Origin of the sequence: Pantoea sp. A4, from assembly GCF_000295955.2 — a bacterium.
Classification (GTDB): domain Bacteria; phylum Pseudomonadota; class Gammaproteobacteria; order Enterobacterales; family Enterobacteriaceae; genus Pantoea; species Pantoea multigeneris.
Map to the genome: position 1 here is coordinate 49,751 of NZ_ALXE01000025.1, position 16,285 is coordinate 66,035.

At 54.0% G+C, this 16,285-nt stretch carries 16 protein-coding genes; 6 read left to right on the plus strand and 10 right to left on the minus strand.

Annotated elements, in window-relative coordinates:
• Window positions 1-9: 9 nt before the first annotated feature.
• From B880_RS0111280 to B880_RS0111300, 5 genes are all read right to left on the minus strand, one after another.
• Window positions 10-948 (minus strand): sugar phosphate isomerase/epimerase family protein, encoded by a 939-nt coding sequence (locus B880_RS0111280; RefSeq protein ID WP_017347516.1) that lies wholly within the window; start codon window positions 946-948, stop codon window positions 10-12.
• A gap of 35 nt (window positions 949-983) precedes the next feature.
• Window positions 984-1,412 (minus strand): PTS sugar transporter subunit IIA, encoded by a 429-nt coding sequence (locus B880_RS0111285; RefSeq protein ID WP_017347517.1) that lies wholly within the window; start codon window positions 1,410-1,412, stop codon window positions 984-986.
• Between the two features lie 36 nt (window positions 1,413-1,448).
• Complete coding sequence (locus tag B880_RS0111290; RefSeq protein ID WP_017347518.1) at window positions 1,449-2,462, minus strand: Gfo/Idh/MocA family protein; 1,014 nt, start codon at window positions 2,460-2,462, stop codon at window positions 1,449-1,451.
• A gap of 26 nt (window positions 2,463-2,488) precedes the next feature.
• The gene (locus tag B880_RS0111295; protein ID WP_017347519.1) at window positions 2,489-3,898 is read right to left on the minus strand and encodes a sugar porter family MFS transporter; all 1,410 of its coding nucleotides are present in this window, start codon (window positions 3,896-3,898) and stop codon (window positions 2,489-2,491) included.
• 409 nt (window positions 3,899-4,307) lie between these two features.
• On the minus strand, window positions 4,308-4,853 hold the full coding sequence (locus B880_RS0111300; protein WP_017347520.1) for a YbhB/YbcL family Raf kinase inhibitor-like protein: 546 nt from the start codon (window positions 4,851-4,853) through the stop codon (window positions 4,308-4,310).
• 97 nt (window positions 4,854-4,950) lie between these two features.
• Here B880_RS0111300 and B880_RS0111305 point away from each other — a divergent pair, with 97 nt between their 5' ends.
• Entirely contained in the window at window positions 4,951-5,850 is a 900-nt protein-coding gene (locus B880_RS0111305; protein WP_017347521.1) for a LysR substrate-binding domain-containing protein, read from the plus strand.
• 60 nt (window positions 5,851-5,910) lie between these two features.
• Here B880_RS0111305 and B880_RS0111310 read toward each other — a convergent pair whose 3' ends face one another.
• Together B880_RS0111310 and B880_RS0111315 are read right to left on the minus strand one after the other, a co-directional pair.
• Window positions 5,911-6,219 (minus strand): putative quinol monooxygenase, encoded by a 309-nt coding sequence (locus tag B880_RS0111310; RefSeq protein WP_017347522.1) that lies wholly within the window; start codon window positions 6,217-6,219, stop codon window positions 5,911-5,913.
• A gap of 31 nt (window positions 6,220-6,250) precedes the next feature.
• A complete protein-coding gene (locus B880_RS0111315; protein ID WP_017347523.1) occupies window positions 6,251-6,832 on the minus strand; it encodes an NAD(P)H-dependent oxidoreductase in 582 nt (193 codons plus the stop codon).
• 148 nt (window positions 6,833-6,980) lie between these two features.
• Here B880_RS0111315 and B880_RS0111320 point away from each other — a divergent pair, with 148 nt between their 5' ends.
• From B880_RS0111320 to ftsP, 4 genes are all read left to right on the plus strand, one after another.
• Window positions 6,981-7,217: a hypothetical protein gene (locus B880_RS0111320; RefSeq protein WP_017347524.1), complete on the plus strand. Its 237-nt coding sequence runs from the start codon at window positions 6,981-6,983 to the stop codon at window positions 7,215-7,217.
• 354 nt (window positions 7,218-7,571) lie between these two features.
• Window positions 7,572-9,845 (plus strand): DNA topoisomerase IV subunit A, encoded by a 2,274-nt coding sequence (gene parC, locus B880_RS0111325; protein WP_017347525.1) that lies wholly within the window; start codon window positions 7,572-7,574, stop codon window positions 9,843-9,845.
• Window positions 9,846-9,887: 42 nt separating this feature from the next.
• On the plus strand, window positions 9,888-10,625 hold the full coding sequence (locus B880_RS0111330) for a 1-acylglycerol-3-phosphate O-acyltransferase (RefSeq protein WP_017347526.1): 738 nt from the start codon (window positions 9,888-9,890) through the stop codon (window positions 10,623-10,625).
• 122 nt (window positions 10,626-10,747) lie between these two features.
• A complete protein-coding gene (gene ftsP / locus B880_RS0111335) occupies window positions 10,748-12,178 on the plus strand; it encodes a cell division protein FtsP (RefSeq protein WP_017347527.1) in 1,431 nt (476 codons plus the stop codon).
• A 71-nt stretch (window positions 12,179-12,249) separates the two neighbouring features.
• On the opposite strand, the gene dkgA is transcribed toward ftsP, so the two are convergent.
• Window positions 12,250-13,077, minus strand: coding sequence for a 2,5-didehydrogluconate reductase DkgA (gene dkgA, locus B880_RS0111340; protein WP_017347528.1), 828 nt, complete (start codon window positions 13,075-13,077; stop codon window positions 12,250-12,252).
• A gap of 192 nt (window positions 13,078-13,269) precedes the next feature.
• Between dkgA and B880_RS0111345 the strand changes: the two genes are divergently transcribed.
• Window positions 13,270-14,175, plus strand: coding sequence for an AraC family transcriptional regulator (locus B880_RS0111345; RefSeq protein ID WP_017347529.1), 906 nt, complete (start codon window positions 13,270-13,272; stop codon window positions 14,173-14,175).
• A gap of 10 nt (window positions 14,176-14,185) precedes the next feature.
• On the opposite strand, the gene B880_RS0111350 is transcribed toward B880_RS0111345, so the two are convergent.
• Window positions 14,186-14,848 carry a DedA family protein gene (locus B880_RS0111350; protein ID WP_017347530.1) on the minus strand — a complete coding sequence of 221 codons (663 nt, stop codon included), beginning with the start codon at window positions 14,846-14,848 and terminating at the stop codon, window positions 14,186-14,188.
• Window positions 14,849-14,952: 104 nt separating this feature from the next.
• Window positions 14,953-16,143, minus strand: a complete 1,191-nt coding sequence (metC, locus tag B880_RS0111355; RefSeq protein WP_017347531.1) for a cystathionine beta-lyase — start codon at window positions 16,141-16,143, stop codon at window positions 14,953-14,955.
• Window positions 16,144-16,285 lie beyond the last annotated feature (142 nt).

The following is a 16,285-nucleotide window of genomic DNA, read 5'->3' on the forward strand; positions in this document are numbered from 1 at the left end:
AGGCGTTGATTAACGGCTCAGGGTGGCATTCAGCGCATCAATCGAGGTCTGCAACCCGGCTTCTACGCTCATGGTCAGGTCTTCCATCTCCAGAGAGACATAGCCGTCATAGCCGGTCATCCGCAGCACGGAGAAGAACTCTTTCCACCACAGCAGGTCTTTACCGCAGCCCACCGCCACGTAGTTCCAGGTACGGTTTTTGGTATCGGTGACGGGCTTGTATTCCAGCAGGCCATCCACGTCCGCCAGACCACGCTCAATACGCGCATCTTTACCATGCACATGGAATACCGCGCCTTCCAGTTTACGCGCCGCCGCAATAGGATCGGCACCCATGGCGATCAAGTGAGAAGGATCGAGGTTCATGCCGATCATCTCATCCACTTCACGCAGGCGCAGCAGTGTGGAAGGGTTGTACACCAACTGGCTCGGGAACTCTTCGATGGCGATCTTCTCTACGCCATGTTTACGCGCGTGTTGCGTAAACGCTTTCCACCAGGGAATAGCGACTTCGTTCCACTGATAGTCGATCACCCCTGGCATGTAGTCCGGCCAGGAAACGGTAGAGGTGATCCAGTTCGGGATCTTATCCTCTTTGCAGCCGCCCGGCAGGCCGCTCATCATGACGATTTTTTTCACGCCGAGTTTGCCAGCCAGCTCAACCGCTTTGTAGCTGCTTTCGCTGTGCTTCGCGCCCAGTTCGCCGGGTGCCAGCGGGTTACCGGAGCAGTTCAGCGCCACAATTTCAATATCACGCTTTTCCAGCTCAGCGCGGAACTGTGCCAGTTTTTCTGGCGAAGCCAGCAGCTCATTGGTATTGACGTGTGGGCAAGGAGACCAGCCACCGGCCGTCATTTCAACGCCAGAAATGCCGTAGCTTTTTACGCGATCTAACATCTCCGGGAAGGAGAGGTTGGCTAATACATCAGTACAGAGTGCGAGTTTCATTTTTGATCCTTATGAGCGTTGCCTGGCGCTGGTGTTTAGCGCTCGTGCAGAATGTCGAGAAATTGTTTGATCTCTTTGATCTGGCGTAAGCGTTCGGTTTTCACTTCATCACTGAACAGATCTGCCAGGTCCGCGATCACATCAATGTGATCGTTGTTATGCGCCGCGACAGCGACCACCAGACATGCCACTTTGCCTTCGCCCCAGCTGACACCCGCAGGGAATTGCAGGATCTGAAAGCCGGTCTTGAGCACCATTGACTGGCCTTGTTTGGTGCCGTGTGGCATCGCCACGCCAGATCCCAGATAGGTCGACAGGGCCTTTTCACGATCCATCATTGAGGTGAAGTAATCCTCAGTGACATAACCGTTCGCCACCAGTGAAGCCGCTGCAATCTCCAGCGCTTTGCGCTTGGAGTTGGCGCTACAGCCTAAAAAAATGTCTTGTTCTGCTACCGTTAACATAATCATGTCCTCACGCCGCCCTGAGGTGACGTCAGATTACTGACGATATAAGGCCGGGCATTCCGGGATGTTGACCGCGTGTTTTTCACCATCTTTCAGTGAAGCAAGACCGGCGTCGCACACCAGAGCCACGACGTAGCCATCCCATGATGAAGGGCCGGTCATTTCAGCGCCTGCACTCACCTGATCGACAAAGTTCTGCACTTCACGATCGTACGCGGTGGCAAAGCGTTCCATGCAGGTGGTGGTAATGTGGCGGCTGTTGCCGTGCTGGGTACGGGTGGTGGTCAACGCTTGCTCTGTCAGCGCAGTGATGCCATCTTCCCCGATCACTTCACAGCCGATGTCGTAACCGTAGTTACAGTTCACAAACAGCTCGTCATCAATACGCACGCCAGATTCGGTTTCGAAAATCACGATCAGCGGATCTTGCAGATGCGGCAGGGCACGACGTGTTTTCTTCGCGGGTTTATCAACGCGCACCGACACAATGTTTTCATCCAGCAGGTAGCGAATGATGTCGATTTCATGGGTAGCGGAGTCGTTAACCGCCATTTCCAGCGTGTAGCTTTCGGGCACGGAAGCGTTGCGGTGTGCGCAGTGCATCAGCAAGATTTCACCCAGTTTGCCGCTGTCGATGGTGGCTTTCAGGGCGTTGTAGCCTGGGTCGAAACGGCGCATAAAGCCAAGTTGCAGCAGGCGTTTGCCAGTGCGGACCTCGGCTTCAATGATCTCTTTGGCTTCAATGGCGGTTGGGGTCAGGGGTTTTTCACAAAACACCGGCTTACCGGCGTTAAATGCGGTGAGGATCTGCGCTTTGTGCACCGGGCCAATCGAGCAGATGAACACAGCATCCACCAGCTCAGAGTTGATCATCTCTTCGGCGTCGTAGAACGCGGTTGCGTTGTACTCTGTGGCAACGGCGTCGGCGGCGTTTTTATTGATGTCACAGACCGCTGTGACTTTGGCATTTTTAATGACGCTGCTAAAACGTTGCAGGTGATCGCGGCCAATCATACCTAAACCGATAAGACCAATTTTTACTGTCATGTCTGCTTCCTCAGGGATTCTCTGGTTCAAAAACGGAATTTCTTTTCAATCTGTTCAAGTGACAGGCCACGGGTTTCCGGCAGGTATTTCACCAGCAAAATCAACATCACGATGTTGGTCGCAGCGAAGAAGCCGAAGGTCATACCTCCGCCATAGTTGCTCAGTAGCAGCGGGAAGATGGACTGGATAATGAAGTCGAAGATCCACAGGCCGAAGACCGCAAAGCCCATGCCCAGCCCGCGCATCCGCAGCGGATAAATTTCAGCCAGCATCAGCCAGAAGACCGGTGCTATCCATCCCTGCATAAAGACCAGGAATACCAGCATCAGGCCAAGGATCACGTAGCTGGCACCGTCAAAGTTCGCGACCAGTGTTTCAGTGCCGTTGATCATTTCGTTATGGAAGAAGAACTTGAAGGCAAGGCCAATCAACACCAGGCTTAAGGTCACGCCTGACTGCCCAATAAAGAACATGCTGCGACGCGAGCATTTGCCGATCAGTGACATGCCGAGCAGGGTGGCAAGAATCGATACCACGCCGTTGGCCACGGCCCCAGTGACAGCCGCTGCATCACCCAGTCCGGTCGCTTTCAGTACCGTTGGTGCGTAATACATGATGGTGTTTACGCCGGTGACGCGGGTCGCGAGGACGATCATCAGGCCAATCAGAACCAGCTGGATCACCCAGGGCTTCTTCAGCTCCTGCGACAGCTTCAGTTTGTCCTTATCGATATCAATAACCTGTTGGATCTCTTTGATCTCGCGATCCACTTCTTCAGGCAGGCGCACCGTTTTCAGGACTTTGATCGCTTTGTCCGTCTCTCCACGGCGCATAAAGAAGCGTGGCGATTCCGGCATCGCCAGCATGCCAAACCACAGCAGCGCACCAGGGATCGCGGGGATCGCCAACATGATGCGCCAGTTATGCGACATATCTGGGTAGAAGTTGACGATGGCCGCATTGACGGAGTATGCGAGGAACTGACCGGTTACAATCATCAGTTCGTTGACGGTCACCAGGCTTTCACGCTGCTGCGGACGAGCCAATTCGGTGATGTAAACCGGCACTGTAACCGAGGCGCAGCCTACCGCCAGCCCGAGTACAAAACGGGCTACAATCATTGACTGAACGTCCCATGCCAGCGCAGTCCCCAACGCGCCGAAAATAAAGATCACCGCGACCCACAAAATGTTTTTGCGTCGACCCTGGCGATCCGAGAGATAGCCGCCAAGCAGTGAGCCTAAAGCCGCACCAAACAGCAGGAAGGAGGTGATAAACCCTTCCTGGACAGGTGTCAGATTGAGATCGTACTTCATGAAAATCAGCGCACCGGAAATTACGCCGGTGTCATAACCGAAACAGAGCCCCCCGAAGGTCGATACAAGGGTAATCAGTTTGATCCTGTTAGGGTTTTGCAGGTTCGTTTTGTTGTACATGTAACCATCCATTCTTGTGACGTATTATTGGATTAAGATGTTCTGTACTGCCTGAAATAACTTGTTATTCAAATATTTATAAATAATCCCGATGGGATGAATCGGGGTTTTGCCTGGTGGTTTGTGTCGCCATGCACCCAGGTGCATGGAAAGGCGGATTGCTATGCACCCAGGTGCATGGCCTTCCCAACGTTATACTCAAACGAAAAAAAAACACCATAATGATTAAAAGTGAAATTTCAATTTCGTGTCGCAGTTCAAATTTTTATCGCATTTGTCGCGGGTGATGTGACCCTGTGCACACTGCAAAAAAGTTGCGGTTGAATTCCCTAACTTGTTGTTAAGTTTATGGTGTGCGGGTTTGCGCGAGGGAGAGGTGCCGCATCTGAGCTCGACGCGGCATGCTGTGTTATGGATTAGCGAAGCTACCCACCAGAGTGGTCGCGGCCAGGGCATGGCCTTTTAATTTGCCGAACAGCTCGGGCTGGGTTAGTCCTGCGGGCAAGCTATTGGCTGGCAGGTCGGTTGCAATCAGCACAAAGTTATAGTGATGCAAGCCACTACCTGCGGGCGGACAAGGGCCATAATATTTATCGGTCCCTGGGGTGTTTTTACCGCCGGTGTAACCGTTACCCTGGGCCAGATCGCCCTGCGCGAAACTGCTGCGATCGGCCGCGATATTGTAGGCAACAAGGTGGGTTACGCCCAATCCTTTCGCACCGACCGGATCGGTGATCACCAATGCGAAACTTTTTGTCTCGGCTGGCGCATGTTGCCACTGTAGCTGCGGCGAGATGTTTTCGCCGGTGCAGGAAGGGTTGTTTTTGTTGTTACCTGCAAAGCGTTGTTGCAGTACGGTATTGTCTTTAAAGTCTTGGGATTGCAGGGTGAAAATCGGTGCAGCCAGAACGGGCAACGGTAGCAGCGCTGCGAAGAGCAGAGAGTTGAGTTTCATTTTCCGTGATCCTGTCGCAATAAAAAGGAAACGTCCCAGAGACGGGCATAACATCACCCGCGCCTTTAACTATAGGATCCACTGAGGAGTTGTCAGAGTGAAAATAACGCTGGAAGAGTTGCGTGCCTGGGTAGCGGTGGTGGATACCGGTTCGATCACCGCCGCAGCGGAGTTGCTGGATCAGACCAGTTCTGGCGTCAGTCGTGCATTAACCCGGCTGGAAGGGAAACTACAGACCAATTTGCTGAACCGCACGACCCGGCGGCTGGCATTGACGGAAGAGGGGCAAATCTTCCTTGAACATGCGCGGCAGATCCTGGCCTCAGTCGAGCAGGCGGAAACGCACATCGCCCAACGGCGCGAGATGCCCTCGGGTAAATTGCGGATTAACGCGGCTAGTCCGTTTATGTTGCATGTGATTGTGCCATTGGTGGATGAGTTTCGCCGCCGTTACCCGCTGATTCAGCTGGAGTTGAATACCGATGATGTGGTGATTGACCTGCTGGAGCAGCAAACCGATATTGCGATCCGTATTGGACAGCTGCGCGACTCCACGCTTCATGCCCGCCTGCTGGGCAGCACGGTGAGCCGACTGATGGCCAGTCCCGGCTATGTGGCCCGCTTTGGCGATCCGCAAACCGCCGCAGAGTTGGCACAACACACGTTAATTGGCTTCAGTGCGTCTGAAGTGCACAACCGTTGGCCGGTTCGCCATCAACAGCAAGATGTGTTGGCGATTAAACCCGATCTGGCGGCTTCCAGCGGGGAAACCATCCGCCAGTTGGTGATTGCCGGACAGGGCATTGGTCGGCTGTCTGATTTCCTGACGCGTAAAGACAGGCAGGAGGGCAAAATGGTACAGGTGATGATCAATAACACCAGCGAACAGCGTTTGCCGGTACATGCCGTGTTTTACCGCAACAATACGCTGGCGGCACGTACCCTCTGTTTTCTGGATTTTTTGCAGGAAAAGATTGTCGAGCAGGGGCTGTTATAACAAGGCAGGATGCCCCGAGGCGATAAATGCTCTGCCTCCGGGGACTCAATGGTGCAGAAATTACTTAGCGGCTTCCAAAATCAGGATTTTTACGTCCTGCACATCATCTTTAATACGGGCGCGATGGGTTTCCATATGCGCAGCCTGCTGATGTTGCTCAAGATGGCGTAAAGAGGTCCACTGCTCCAGCATGAAAATAGAGTCCGGTGAGTTATGCTTCCACGGCACCTGCGCCTGGTGATCCACCAGCGCGTCATACTGATGACAGCCCTCTTCGGCTAATACCAGCGGGATTACAGTGTTAATCGCATCCAGCACCGCCTGACGGCGGCCTGGCTTAATGCAAATCTCGGCAACAACAGTCAACATAACAGCATCCTCATAGGGTTCCTGCTTTCAGTTAAGCAAAAATTTCGTTCAGATGAGTCTGTAAACGTGCGATATCTTGCGGGATATCGGGCTGTTTAATCACATCATTACAGATGAATGTTGGCAGCGCTTCCATTCCCAGGAACTGATTGGCTTTGTGGAAGTGCAGATACAGCCCGTCGACGCCGTAGCCTTCGAAGAACTGGTCCGGATCGGTAAAGGCTTCCAGAGGTGCGTTCCAGGTCAGGGAGAGCATATATTTTTTGCCCTGTAGCAGGCCGCCAGAGCCATACTTTTTGCTGGCATCACTGCGCGAGCGCCCGTCGCTGGCATATAACGCACCGTGGCCTGCGGTGAAGATATCATCGATATACTTTTTCACCGTCCAGGGCTCACCCATCCACCAGCCAGGCATTTGCCAGATAATCACATCACTGTTAAGGAACTTCTGTACCTCATCGGCAATCACATAATCATCATCTGCGATGGTTACGCTTACCTGATGACCCAAATCACGTAGCTGGGCAGCAGCCACTTCTGTCAGTGTATGGTTGAGTTCACCTTTGGAGTGGGCAAACGTTTTTCCGCCGTCGATGATTAAAATGTTGCTCATGTTTTCTCTCATTCAATTGCATAATATGCGTTGCACTCTACCTGGCTGGCGCAGAGAGAAAAAGGTCGAGTAAAGCAGAATACTTTTGCCTGGCAGGCAACAATGCCTGACTTTTGTTAACCTGAAGTAACTGAAAGGACCTTCCGGGATGATGATGAAAAGCTACCCCCTGTTAGCACTTTTGCTGTTGGTTTCTACTCTGGCGCAGGGTCAGGATCGCTTCGGGCAGAGTGGACATTCTTTGCTGAAATGCAGAGAAAAAGCCTGCATGGTGACGCATACGCAAAGTAGCTGGCGGCAGGGGTTGGCCCCATGGAACCACCTGGGAGATTCCACCAGTGAGTTCGCACATATCGCGCGGCAGTGGATGGGCGTAATGAAATAGGGACCAATAGTCTTTCTTTCAGCTTCAGGCTGCGCACGCAAAGCTCAGCCGACGTAGTGTAACGTTACTGTGACGCTACTTTTTATTGTCGCTTCCTGGCTGAAATCCCCCTCCCAAAGACCCTCTGTACATGGCCACCTTCTCCTGCTGATTACGGGCTGCATAACTCCTTATCAGGACGATACAGAGGCAGTGAGTCCGAATCCCGGAGGGCGCTTATGACTCGCGTAAAAGTTGCTTTGATCGCAGGATGCAGGCCAGCCTGTGACTAAGCTCGTTGAATAGGTTACTATCCTCGCCAAACCACCGCAGGGTGGCTCGCACCGCGAGACACGAAGTGAGGACGAGAGATTAATGAGCGAATTGACGCAGGATGGTGCAGAGCGCCTTGCCCTGCACAAATTTACTGAGAACGCGTACCTGAATTACTCCATGTACGTGATCATGGACCGTGCTTTGCCCTACATCGGGGATGGCCTGAAGCCGGTACAACGCCGTATCGTCTATGCCATGTCAGAACTGGGCCTTAGCGCCAGTGCCAAATTTAAGAAGTCAGCCCGTACCGTGGGTGACGTATTGGGTAAATACCACCCACACGGTGACAGCGCCTGCTATGAAGCCATGGTGCTGATGGCTCAGCCATTCTCTTACCGCTATCCGCTGGTGGATGGTCAAGGGAACTGGGGGGCACCGGACGATCCGAAATCGTTCGCCGCGATGCGTTATACCGAATCACGCTTGTCGAAATATGCTGAAGTACTGCTCGGCGAGTTAGGTCAGGGAACGGTAGACTTTGCCCCGAACTTTGACGGCACCCTGCAGGAGCCGAAAATGCTGCCTGCACGCTTGCCAAATATTCTGCTCAACGGCACCACCGGCATCGCCGTGGGTATGGCGACGGACATTCCGCCACACAATCTGCGCGAAGTTGCGCAGGCCGCGATTGCCCTGATTGATAAGCCTGAGACGACGCTGGATCAGCTGCTGGATATCGTCCAGGGGCCGGATTATCCAACAGAAGCCGAGATCATCACCCCGCGTGAAGAGATCCGTAAGATCTACCAGAATGGTCGTGGATCGATTCGTCAGCGCGCTGTCTGGAAGAAAGAAGAGGGCGATGTGGTGATCACCGCATTGCCGCATCAGGTTTCTGGTGCTCGCGTGCTGGAGCAAATCGCCACCCAGATGCGCAACAAAAAGTTGCCGATGGTGGAAGATTTACGTGATGAGTCTGATCACGAGAATCCAACACGCCTGGTGATTGTACCGCGCTCTAACCGTGTGGACCTGGAACAGGTGATGAACCACCTGTTTGCCACCACCGATCTGGAAAAGAGCTACCGCGTTAACCTCAACATGATTGGGCTGGATAATCGCCCGGCGGTGAAAAACCTGCTGGAGATTATCAGTGAGTGGCTGGTATTCCGCCGTGATACCGTGCGCCGTCGTCTAAATTACCGTCTGGATCGGGTACTGCGCCGTTTGCACATCCTTGAAGGCTTGCTGAAGGCTTTCCTCAATATCGATGAAGTGATCCACATCATCCGTAGTGAAGATGAGCCGAAGCCAGTACTGATGGCGCGTTTTGAGCTGAGCGAAACTCAAGCCGAATCGATTCTTGAACTGAAACTGCGCCATCTCGCCAAACTGGAAGAGATGAAAATTCGCGGTGAGCAGAGTGATCTGGAGAAAGAGCGCGATCAGCTGCAGGCGATTCTGGCTTCAGATCGTAAGATGAGCAACCTGCTGAAGAAAGAGCTGCAGGCGGATAGCGCGGCTTACGGTGACGAGCGTCGTTCACCGCTGCGCGAGCGCGAAGAGGCGAAAGCCCTGAGTGAAACTGAGCTGACGCCTTCCGAGCCTGTCACCATTGTGCTGTCACAAATGGGCTGGATCCGTAGCGCAAAAGGTCACGATATCGATCCAACGGGCTTGAGCTACAAAGCGGGGGATAGCTTCCTCGCGGCGGCGCGTGGTAAGAGCAATCAACCGGTTGCCTTGCTGGATTCAACCGGCCGCAGCTATACCCTTGATCCTACTTCGCTGCCTTCGGCACGCGGCCAGGGCGAGCCACTAACCGGCAAATTGACGCCACCACCGGGTGCGCTGATGCAGCAAGTGCTGATGGAAGCGGATGAGCAGAAGCTGTTAATGGCTTCGGATGCGGGTTATGGCTTTATCTGTACCTTCAGTGATTTAGTGTCACGCAACCGTGCGGGTAAAACGCTGTTAACCCTACCAGAGAATGCCAGCGTGATGACGCCATTGGCGGTATATCACGAAGATGACATGCTGTTAGCAATTACCGCCGCCGGAAGAATGCTGATGTTCCCGGTGGGTGAGCTGCCGCAGATGTCCAAAGGCAAAGGCAACAAGATTATCTCCATTCCGGCGGCAGAAGCGGCATCGGGTGTGGATAAACTGGCCTGGCTGGTGATCTTGCCTGTGGGGAGCAGTGTGACCCTGCATGTTGGTAAGCGTAAGCTGATTATGCGCAGCGAAGAGTTACAAAAATTCCGTGCCGATCGTGGCCGCAAAGGGACGTTGCTCCCGCGTGGTTTGCAAAAAATTGACCGGGTTGAGCTGGATGCACCGCAGCGTGCGGGTGATGCTGGCAGCGACCAGTAAGCCACAGGCAACGCTTCTCAGGAAAGGGATAAAGAGGAAACTATGTTACTCGTTTTGCGCACATTGATTGTTGTGCTGTACTCAATCTTAGTCTGTGTTTTTGGCTGTGTCTGGTGTCTGTTTACGCCGCGCGATCCACGGCATGTTGCGCGTTTCGGCCATATGTTTGGCCGACTTTCCACGGTCTTTGGCGTGAAGGTTGAGCTGCGTAAACCGGCGGATGCAGAGCAGTATGGCAATGCGATTTACATCGCGAATCACCAAAATAACTACGACATGATTACCGCAGCCAAAATTGTGCAGCCGTATACTGTGACCGTAGGGAAGAAGAGCCTGTTCTGGATCCCGTTTTTTGGCCTGCTTTACTGGCTGACGGGTAACCTGCTGATTGATCGTGATAACCGTGCTAAAGCACACGGCACCATCGGTGAATTAGTCGATCAGTTTAACAAAAAGCGCATTTCCTTCTGGATGTTCCCGGAAGGAACGCGCAGCCGTGGTCGTGGCCTGCTACCGTTTAAGACCGGAGCATTTCATGCTGCTGTCGCTGCGGGTGTACCTATTATTCCAGTGGTGGTTTCAGATACCCACGGTAAAGTGAAGCTGAATCGCTGGAAGAACGGCCTGGTGATTGTCGAGATGTTACCGCCGGTAGATGTGAAGCAGTTTGAAACGGCTTCGGTACGTAAGCTGGCGACCCATTGCCGTGAGTTAATGGCAGCCAAGCTGGAAGAGCTGAATGCGGAAGTCGCCGAGCGCGAAAAAAGCGGTAAGATTTAACCCAGTGTCTACCCGGAGGTCACTCCCGTTGCCTCCGGTTTCCTGCCCAGTTTTACAGCAATAACAATAGCAATAAGCAAGGGATGGCGCAGATGCGCCCCGCGTAAAAGGTCGGATGTTTTATGTCTTTTAGCAGACGTGAGTTTATTCAGCTTTCCGCTGCCGCCGCGTTAGGCAGCACACTCTCCACCCCGGCAATGGCTGCTGTGGGTGGCGATACGCCATTGCCGATCCCGCCGCTGCTGGAGTCGCGCCGTGGTCAGCCACTGTTTTTGACGCTGCAACGCAGTAACTGGTCGTTCAGTGGCGATAGCAACAAAGCCCCGGTCTGGGGCATTAATGGCATGTATCTTGGCCCGACGGTGCGCGTCTACAGCGGCGATGATGTCAAACTGGTTTACAGTAATCGCCTGAGTGAATCGGTAGCGATGACCGTGAGTGGCTTGCAGTTGCCGGGAGCGCTAATGGGCGGCGCGGCGCGCCAGATCAGTGCTGGTGTTGACTGGGCACCGGTACTTCCCATCCGTCAGGGTGCTGCCACCTGTTGGTATCACGCCAACACCCCCAATCGCATGGCGCCGCACGTTTACAATGGCCTGGCGGGCATGTGGCTGATTGAAGATGATGTCAGCAAAGCGCTGCCACTGCCGAAACATTATGGTGTGGATGACTTCCCGCTGATTATTCAGGATAAACGCCTCGATAACTTTGGCACCCCCGTATATGACCCGCCGCAGGATGGCGGTTTCATCGGTGATACGTTGTTAGTGAACGGGGTGCAAAATCCCTTTATCAACGTCTCGCGCGGTTGGGTGCGTTTGCGTCTGTTGAATGCGTCGAATGCCCGTCGTTTCGAGCTGTCACTCAGCGATAACCGTCCGTTTACCGTGATTGCCAGCGATCAGGGCTTTTTGCCTGCGCCGGTCGCGGTACAGCAGCTTTCTCTGGCACCGGGTGAGCGACGTGAAGTGCTGATTGATATGTCACAAGGGGATGCTGTTACCGTGACGGCCGGTACTGCCGCAGGCTTGATGGATCGCCTGCGCGGGCTGTTCCAGCCGTCCAGTATTTTGACATCCACCCAGGTGCTGACGTTACGCCCAACCGGCTTACTGCCCCTGGTGACGGATAATTTGCCGATGCGACTGCTGGCCGATCAGATCCTCGATGGCATGTCAGCCCGTACCCGCGAATTCCGTATCGGAGACGCTTCTCCTGGCATTAACGGCGCGGTATGGGATCTGAACCGCATTGATACCACGGTGCAGCAGGGCAGCTTTGAGCGCTGGATCCTGCACGCAGACCACCCGCAGTCATTCCATATTCAGGGCGCGATGTTCTTGATTAAGCGAGTGAACGGTGCACAACCGATGGGTGAAGATCGTGGCTGGAAAGATACCGTCTGGGTCGATGGTGACGTTGAGCTGTTAGTGACGTTCCCGCAAACCTCGTCGGAACACTTCCCGTTTGTCTACTACAGCCAAACGCTGGAACTGGCCGATCGCGGCACTGCTGGACAGATGATGGTCTTGCCCACAGCGGGATCGTTTTAAGTCTGATACCCGCAAGTAAAAAAAGCCCGGCAAACCATGCCGGGCTTTTTTATGGATGAGCGGGGGCGATTTTAACCGCTAAAACTGTCCGGGTCCGGGCCGAGGCGTTTGCCCTGATCCAGTTTAGTGATTTCACTGATTTCTGGTTTTTCCAGACGGAAATCAAACACGGCAAAGTTCTCTTCGATACGTGATGGCGTGACAGATTTGGGAATGACGACCAGGCCACTGTCCAGATGCCAGCGAATCACAATCTGTGCCGGGGTTTTGCCATACTTCTGCGCCAGGTGCTTAATGATCTCCTGATCAAATACCCCTTCGCCCCCCTGAGCCAGCGGGCTCCAGGATTCGGTCTGAATCTGGTGTAGGGCATTCCAGGCGTGCAATTCTCGCTGCTGCAACAGTGGATGTAGCTCAATTTGGTTAATCACCGGTTTAACCCCGGTTTCATTCGCGAGCCGCGTCAGGTGTGGCTGGTTGAAATTACACACGCCGATGCTTTTGATTTTCCCCTGCTGCTGCAACTTAATCAGCGCTTCCCAGGCCTGCACATAGTGATCCTGCTGCGGCACTGGCCAATGGAGGAGGTACAAGTCCACGTAGTCCAGCTGCAGTTTTTTCAGGCTTTCATTCAGTGCCTGTTCCGCATTCTGCTGCTGGTCATTCCACAGCTTGGTGGTAACAAAAATCTCTTCGCGCGGTACGCTGGTGTTTTTCAACGCCAGGCCCACACCCTCTTCATTTTTGTAGATTGCGGCGGTATCGATGGAACGATAACCGACCTCAAGTGCTTTTAGCACTGCTTGCTCTGTATCCTTTTGGCTGGCCTGCCAGACACCCAGACCCAACTGGGGCATCTTATTTCCATCATGCAGTTTGATAATCGGCTGATCTGCCATAACAACTCCTTTCTTTTGCAGTGGGCTAACAACGAGTAATTCTAGTCAACAAACGGCGCTGCTGGGGGAATTGTGCCGCAAGAAGTGTAAGGACATGCTGCCTGTTTCTACTGCTCTCTTGCCTGATCCTCCAGAACGATGGTGATTTGTACTGTCTGCTGGCAAACTGAATTTTTCGCGAGGAGCAGCGCTATGGGCAACGAAGAACTCTGTCAGCAACTGGCACAGCAGGTGATAAGCCTGATGACACAGCAACGGGAACAGTTGTGTGCCGTCAGCAATGTCAGCCTGATTTATGCCAACCAGCACTGCCCGCGCACGCCGCTGATGTACCAGCCCGGCATTGTGATTCTGTTTCAGGGGCGAAAAACCGGCTATCTCGGCAGCACGGTTTTTCATTACGATGCCACCAAATATCTGATGCTTACCGTGCCTTTACCGGTGGAGTGTGAAACCTGGGCCAGCCCAGAAGCACCCTTGGCGGGAATGTGCGTTAGCGTGGATATTGCCGGTGTGCAGGATCTGCTGATGGAGATTGGCCATGATGAGAGCTTCCAGCCCCAGCCGCAAACGTCAGGCATTCACTCCGCTTCCCTGAGCGCAGAAATGCTCTGTGCCGCCGAACGCCTGCTGGATGTGATGACTCACCAACGCAATGCCCGCGTGCTGGGGCCACAGATCGTGCGGGAAATTATCTACCATGTACTCACCGGGCCGTGCGGCGGCGCGCTGCTTTCACTGGTGAGCCGCCAGACGCAGTTTAGCCAGATTGCACGCGCGTTGCGGCGTATTGAAGCGCACTTTGCGGAAAACCTCAGCGTGGATCAACTGGCAGCCGAAGTGAACATGAGCGTGTCGGCATTCCATCATAACTTCAAGGCGGTAACGCAAACGTCGCCGCTGCAATACCTGAAACGCTATCGGCTACATCAGGCCCGTTTGCTGTTACTGGAAGGGGTTCGTGCCAGTGTGGCGGCGGTACGTGTCGGTTACGAAAGTCCTTCGCAATTCTCGCGTGAGTTTAAACGTTACTTCGGCGTGACGCCGGGGGAGGAAGCAGGGCGGGTGCGCCAGACGCTGGCAGAACCAGCGAACTGACGCACTGAAATCAGGCGGTTTTTTGGCGACGTTTACGCCAGATAACCACAATACTGCCGGTCAGACCGAAGAACAGCATGCACATCGGCAGCACCATCAGGATGGCCATCACCTGATCTTCATGGCGTTTGATAAACGGTACCTGGCTGATGCCATAACCGAGCGCCACCAGTATGCCTACCCAGAGTGCGCCACTCAGCCAGTTAAACAGCTGAAAACGGCCATTCTTCAGGCCTGAAATACCCGCCAGCGTTGGCAGCAGCGTGCGGACAAATGCCAGAAAACGGCCAACCAGCAACGCCATCAGACCGTGGCGGTTGAACAACTGCCACGCACGCTGGTGATACTGTGCCGGTAGGTGCATCAGCCAGCCTTTCACTATTTTTGAGTTACCCAGCCAGCGCCCCTGTAGATAGCTCAGCCAGCAGCCGAGACTGGCGGCAGCGGTGAGGATTATCATGGTCGGCACAAATTCCATCACGCCCTTGGCGATCATCGCGCCCGCCAACAGCAACAGGCTATCGCCCGGCAGGAAGGCGGCCGGCAGTAAACCATTTTCCAGAAACAGCGTCAGGAACATCACGCCGTAAACAACCCAAACCACTTCTGGATTGGCCAGCGCAGCGAAATCCTGATGCCACAACGCGCGCACAATCTCGTGTAAAACACCCATCTGTTATTCCATCGAGTTTCAAGGATTCTATTTTAACCGGCACAGGGCTTATGCAGCGGATTGACCGCCCACAACCCTGGCCGTGGTTGAGCTTATATTGATGTTTACTGCTTTAGTCGTGCAAACCCGGCCGCCAGATCGGCGATCAAATCGTCTACGTGCTCCAGGCCAATGTGTACGCGCACCAGCGTGCCAGTGAAATCCACACCTCCCGCAGGACGGATAGCGGCTAACTCTTCCGGCTGATTCGCCAGAATCAGCGATTCATAGCCGCCCCATGAATAGGCCATGCTGAAGTGATGGAAGCCATCGAGGTAGTGTGCGAGCTGCTCACGGCTCAGCTTCTGGTGAAGAATAAAGGAGAACAACCCACTGCTACCGCTGAAATCGCGCTGCCAGAACTGATGCCCTTTACACTGCGGCAGAGCCGGGTGATTGACGCGCGCCACTTCCGGCTGCTGTGCCAGCCACTCAGCAACTTGTAAGCCACTCTCTTCATGCTGACGCAGACGCACGGCCAGGGTACGCAAACCCCGGCTGGCCATATAAGCCGTATCTGCATCGACCATCTGGCCCATCAGGTAGGAGTTCTCACGCAGTTGCTCAAGGCAGCGGGCGTTGGCGACGGCGGTGCCGATCATGGCATCGCTGTGGCCGATAAGGTATTTGGTTCCCGCCTGGATCGAGATATCGATGCCATGCTCCAAAGCGTTAAACAGCACGCCTGCGCCCCAGGTATTATCAAGCATGATAATGGCTTCTGGCGCTTTGGCTCTGACGGCTGCAACGATGGCAGGAATATCCTGCACTTCCATGGTGATGGAAGCGGGTGATTCAAGGAACACCACGCGGGTATTAGGTTGGATCAGCGCCGCGATCTCACTGCCGATGCAGTGGTCAAAATAGGTGGTGCTGACGTTCATTTTGCTGAGGATTTTGCTACAAAAATCCTGCGTGGGTTCATACACCGCGCCGCTAACCAGAATGTGATCGCCCGCAGAAACAAAGGCCAGAATGGCATTGGAAACCGCGGCAGCACCGCAAGGGTAGAGAACACAACCGGCACCGTTTTCCAGCTCGGTCATGGCATCCTGCAAGGCGAAGTGGGTTAGCGTGCCACGGCGACCATAAAAGAGTTCACCTTTAGCGCGACCGGCAGTGGCCCGTTTCTTATCCGCTACGGTATCAAATACCAGAGAAGATGCGCGTTGAATGACGCTGTTAACCGAGCCCTGGGTATATCGCTTGCTGCGTCCTGCACTGACCAGCGTCGTATCAAGTTTTTTGGTTGTCATCACTGCCTGCTTTTGCCGCTACTCACAAAGTCTTCACGTTATCATGAAACCCCGCCTGACGTGAGTCTGATTCATTCTCAACCGTATGCCTTTTATGGCTACCCTCCACAAAAAATGCCAAATGCAGAGAATTGAGAAGGAA

Excerpts from the sequence above, each read along its gene's own strand:
- B880_RS0111300 (WP_017347520.1), bottom strand. The coding sequence starts at position 4,853 with ATGAAACTCAACTCTCTGCTCTTCGCAGCGCTGCTACCGTTGCCCGTT.
- parC (WP_017347525.1), top strand. The coding sequence starts at position 7,572 with ATGAGCGAATTGACGCAGGATGGTGCAGAGCGCCTTGCCCTGCACAAA.
- B880_RS0111315 (WP_017347523.1), bottom strand. The coding sequence starts at position 6,832 with ATGAGCAACATTTTAATCATCGACGGCGGAAAAACGTTTGCCCACTCC.
- B880_RS0111280 (WP_017347516.1), bottom strand. The coding sequence starts at position 948 with ATGAAACTCGCACTCTGTACTGATGTATTAGCCAACCTCTCCTTCCCG.
- metC (WP_017347531.1), bottom strand. The coding sequence starts at position 16,143 with ATGACAACCAAAAAACTTGATACGACGCTGGTCAGTGCAGGACGCAGC.
- ftsP (WP_017347527.1), top strand. The coding sequence starts at position 10,748 with ATGTCTTTTAGCAGACGTGAGTTTATTCAGCTTTCCGCTGCCGCCGCG.
- B880_RS0111320 (WP_017347524.1), top strand. The coding sequence starts at position 6,981 with ATGATGATGAAAAGCTACCCCCTGTTAGCACTTTTGCTGTTGGTTTCT.
- B880_RS0111345 (WP_017347529.1), top strand. The coding sequence starts at position 13,270 with ATGGGCAACGAAGAACTCTGTCAGCAACTGGCACAGCAGGTGATAAGC.
- B880_RS0111330 (WP_017347526.1), top strand. The coding sequence starts at position 9,888 with ATGTTACTCGTTTTGCGCACATTGATTGTTGTGCTGTACTCAATCTTA.
- dkgA (WP_017347528.1), bottom strand. The coding sequence starts at position 13,077 with ATGGCAGATCAGCCGATTATCAAACTGCATGATGGAAATAAGATGCCC.
- B880_RS0111350 (WP_017347530.1), bottom strand. The coding sequence starts at position 14,848 with ATGGGTGTTTTACACGAGATTGTGCGCGCGTTGTGGCATCAGGATTTC.
- B880_RS0111295 (WP_017347519.1), bottom strand. The coding sequence starts at position 3,898 with ATGTACAACAAAACGAACCTGCAAAACCCTAACAGGATCAAACTGATT.
- B880_RS0111285 (WP_017347517.1), bottom strand. The coding sequence starts at position 1,412 with ATGTTAACGGTAGCAGAACAAGACATTTTTTTAGGCTGTAGCGCCAAC.
- B880_RS0111290 (WP_017347518.1), bottom strand. The coding sequence starts at position 2,462 with ATGACAGTAAAAATTGGTCTTATCGGTTTAGGTATGATTGGCCGCGAT.
- B880_RS0111310 (WP_017347522.1), bottom strand. The coding sequence starts at position 6,219 with ATGTTGACTGTTGTTGCCGAGATTTGCATTAAGCCAGGCCGCCGTCAG.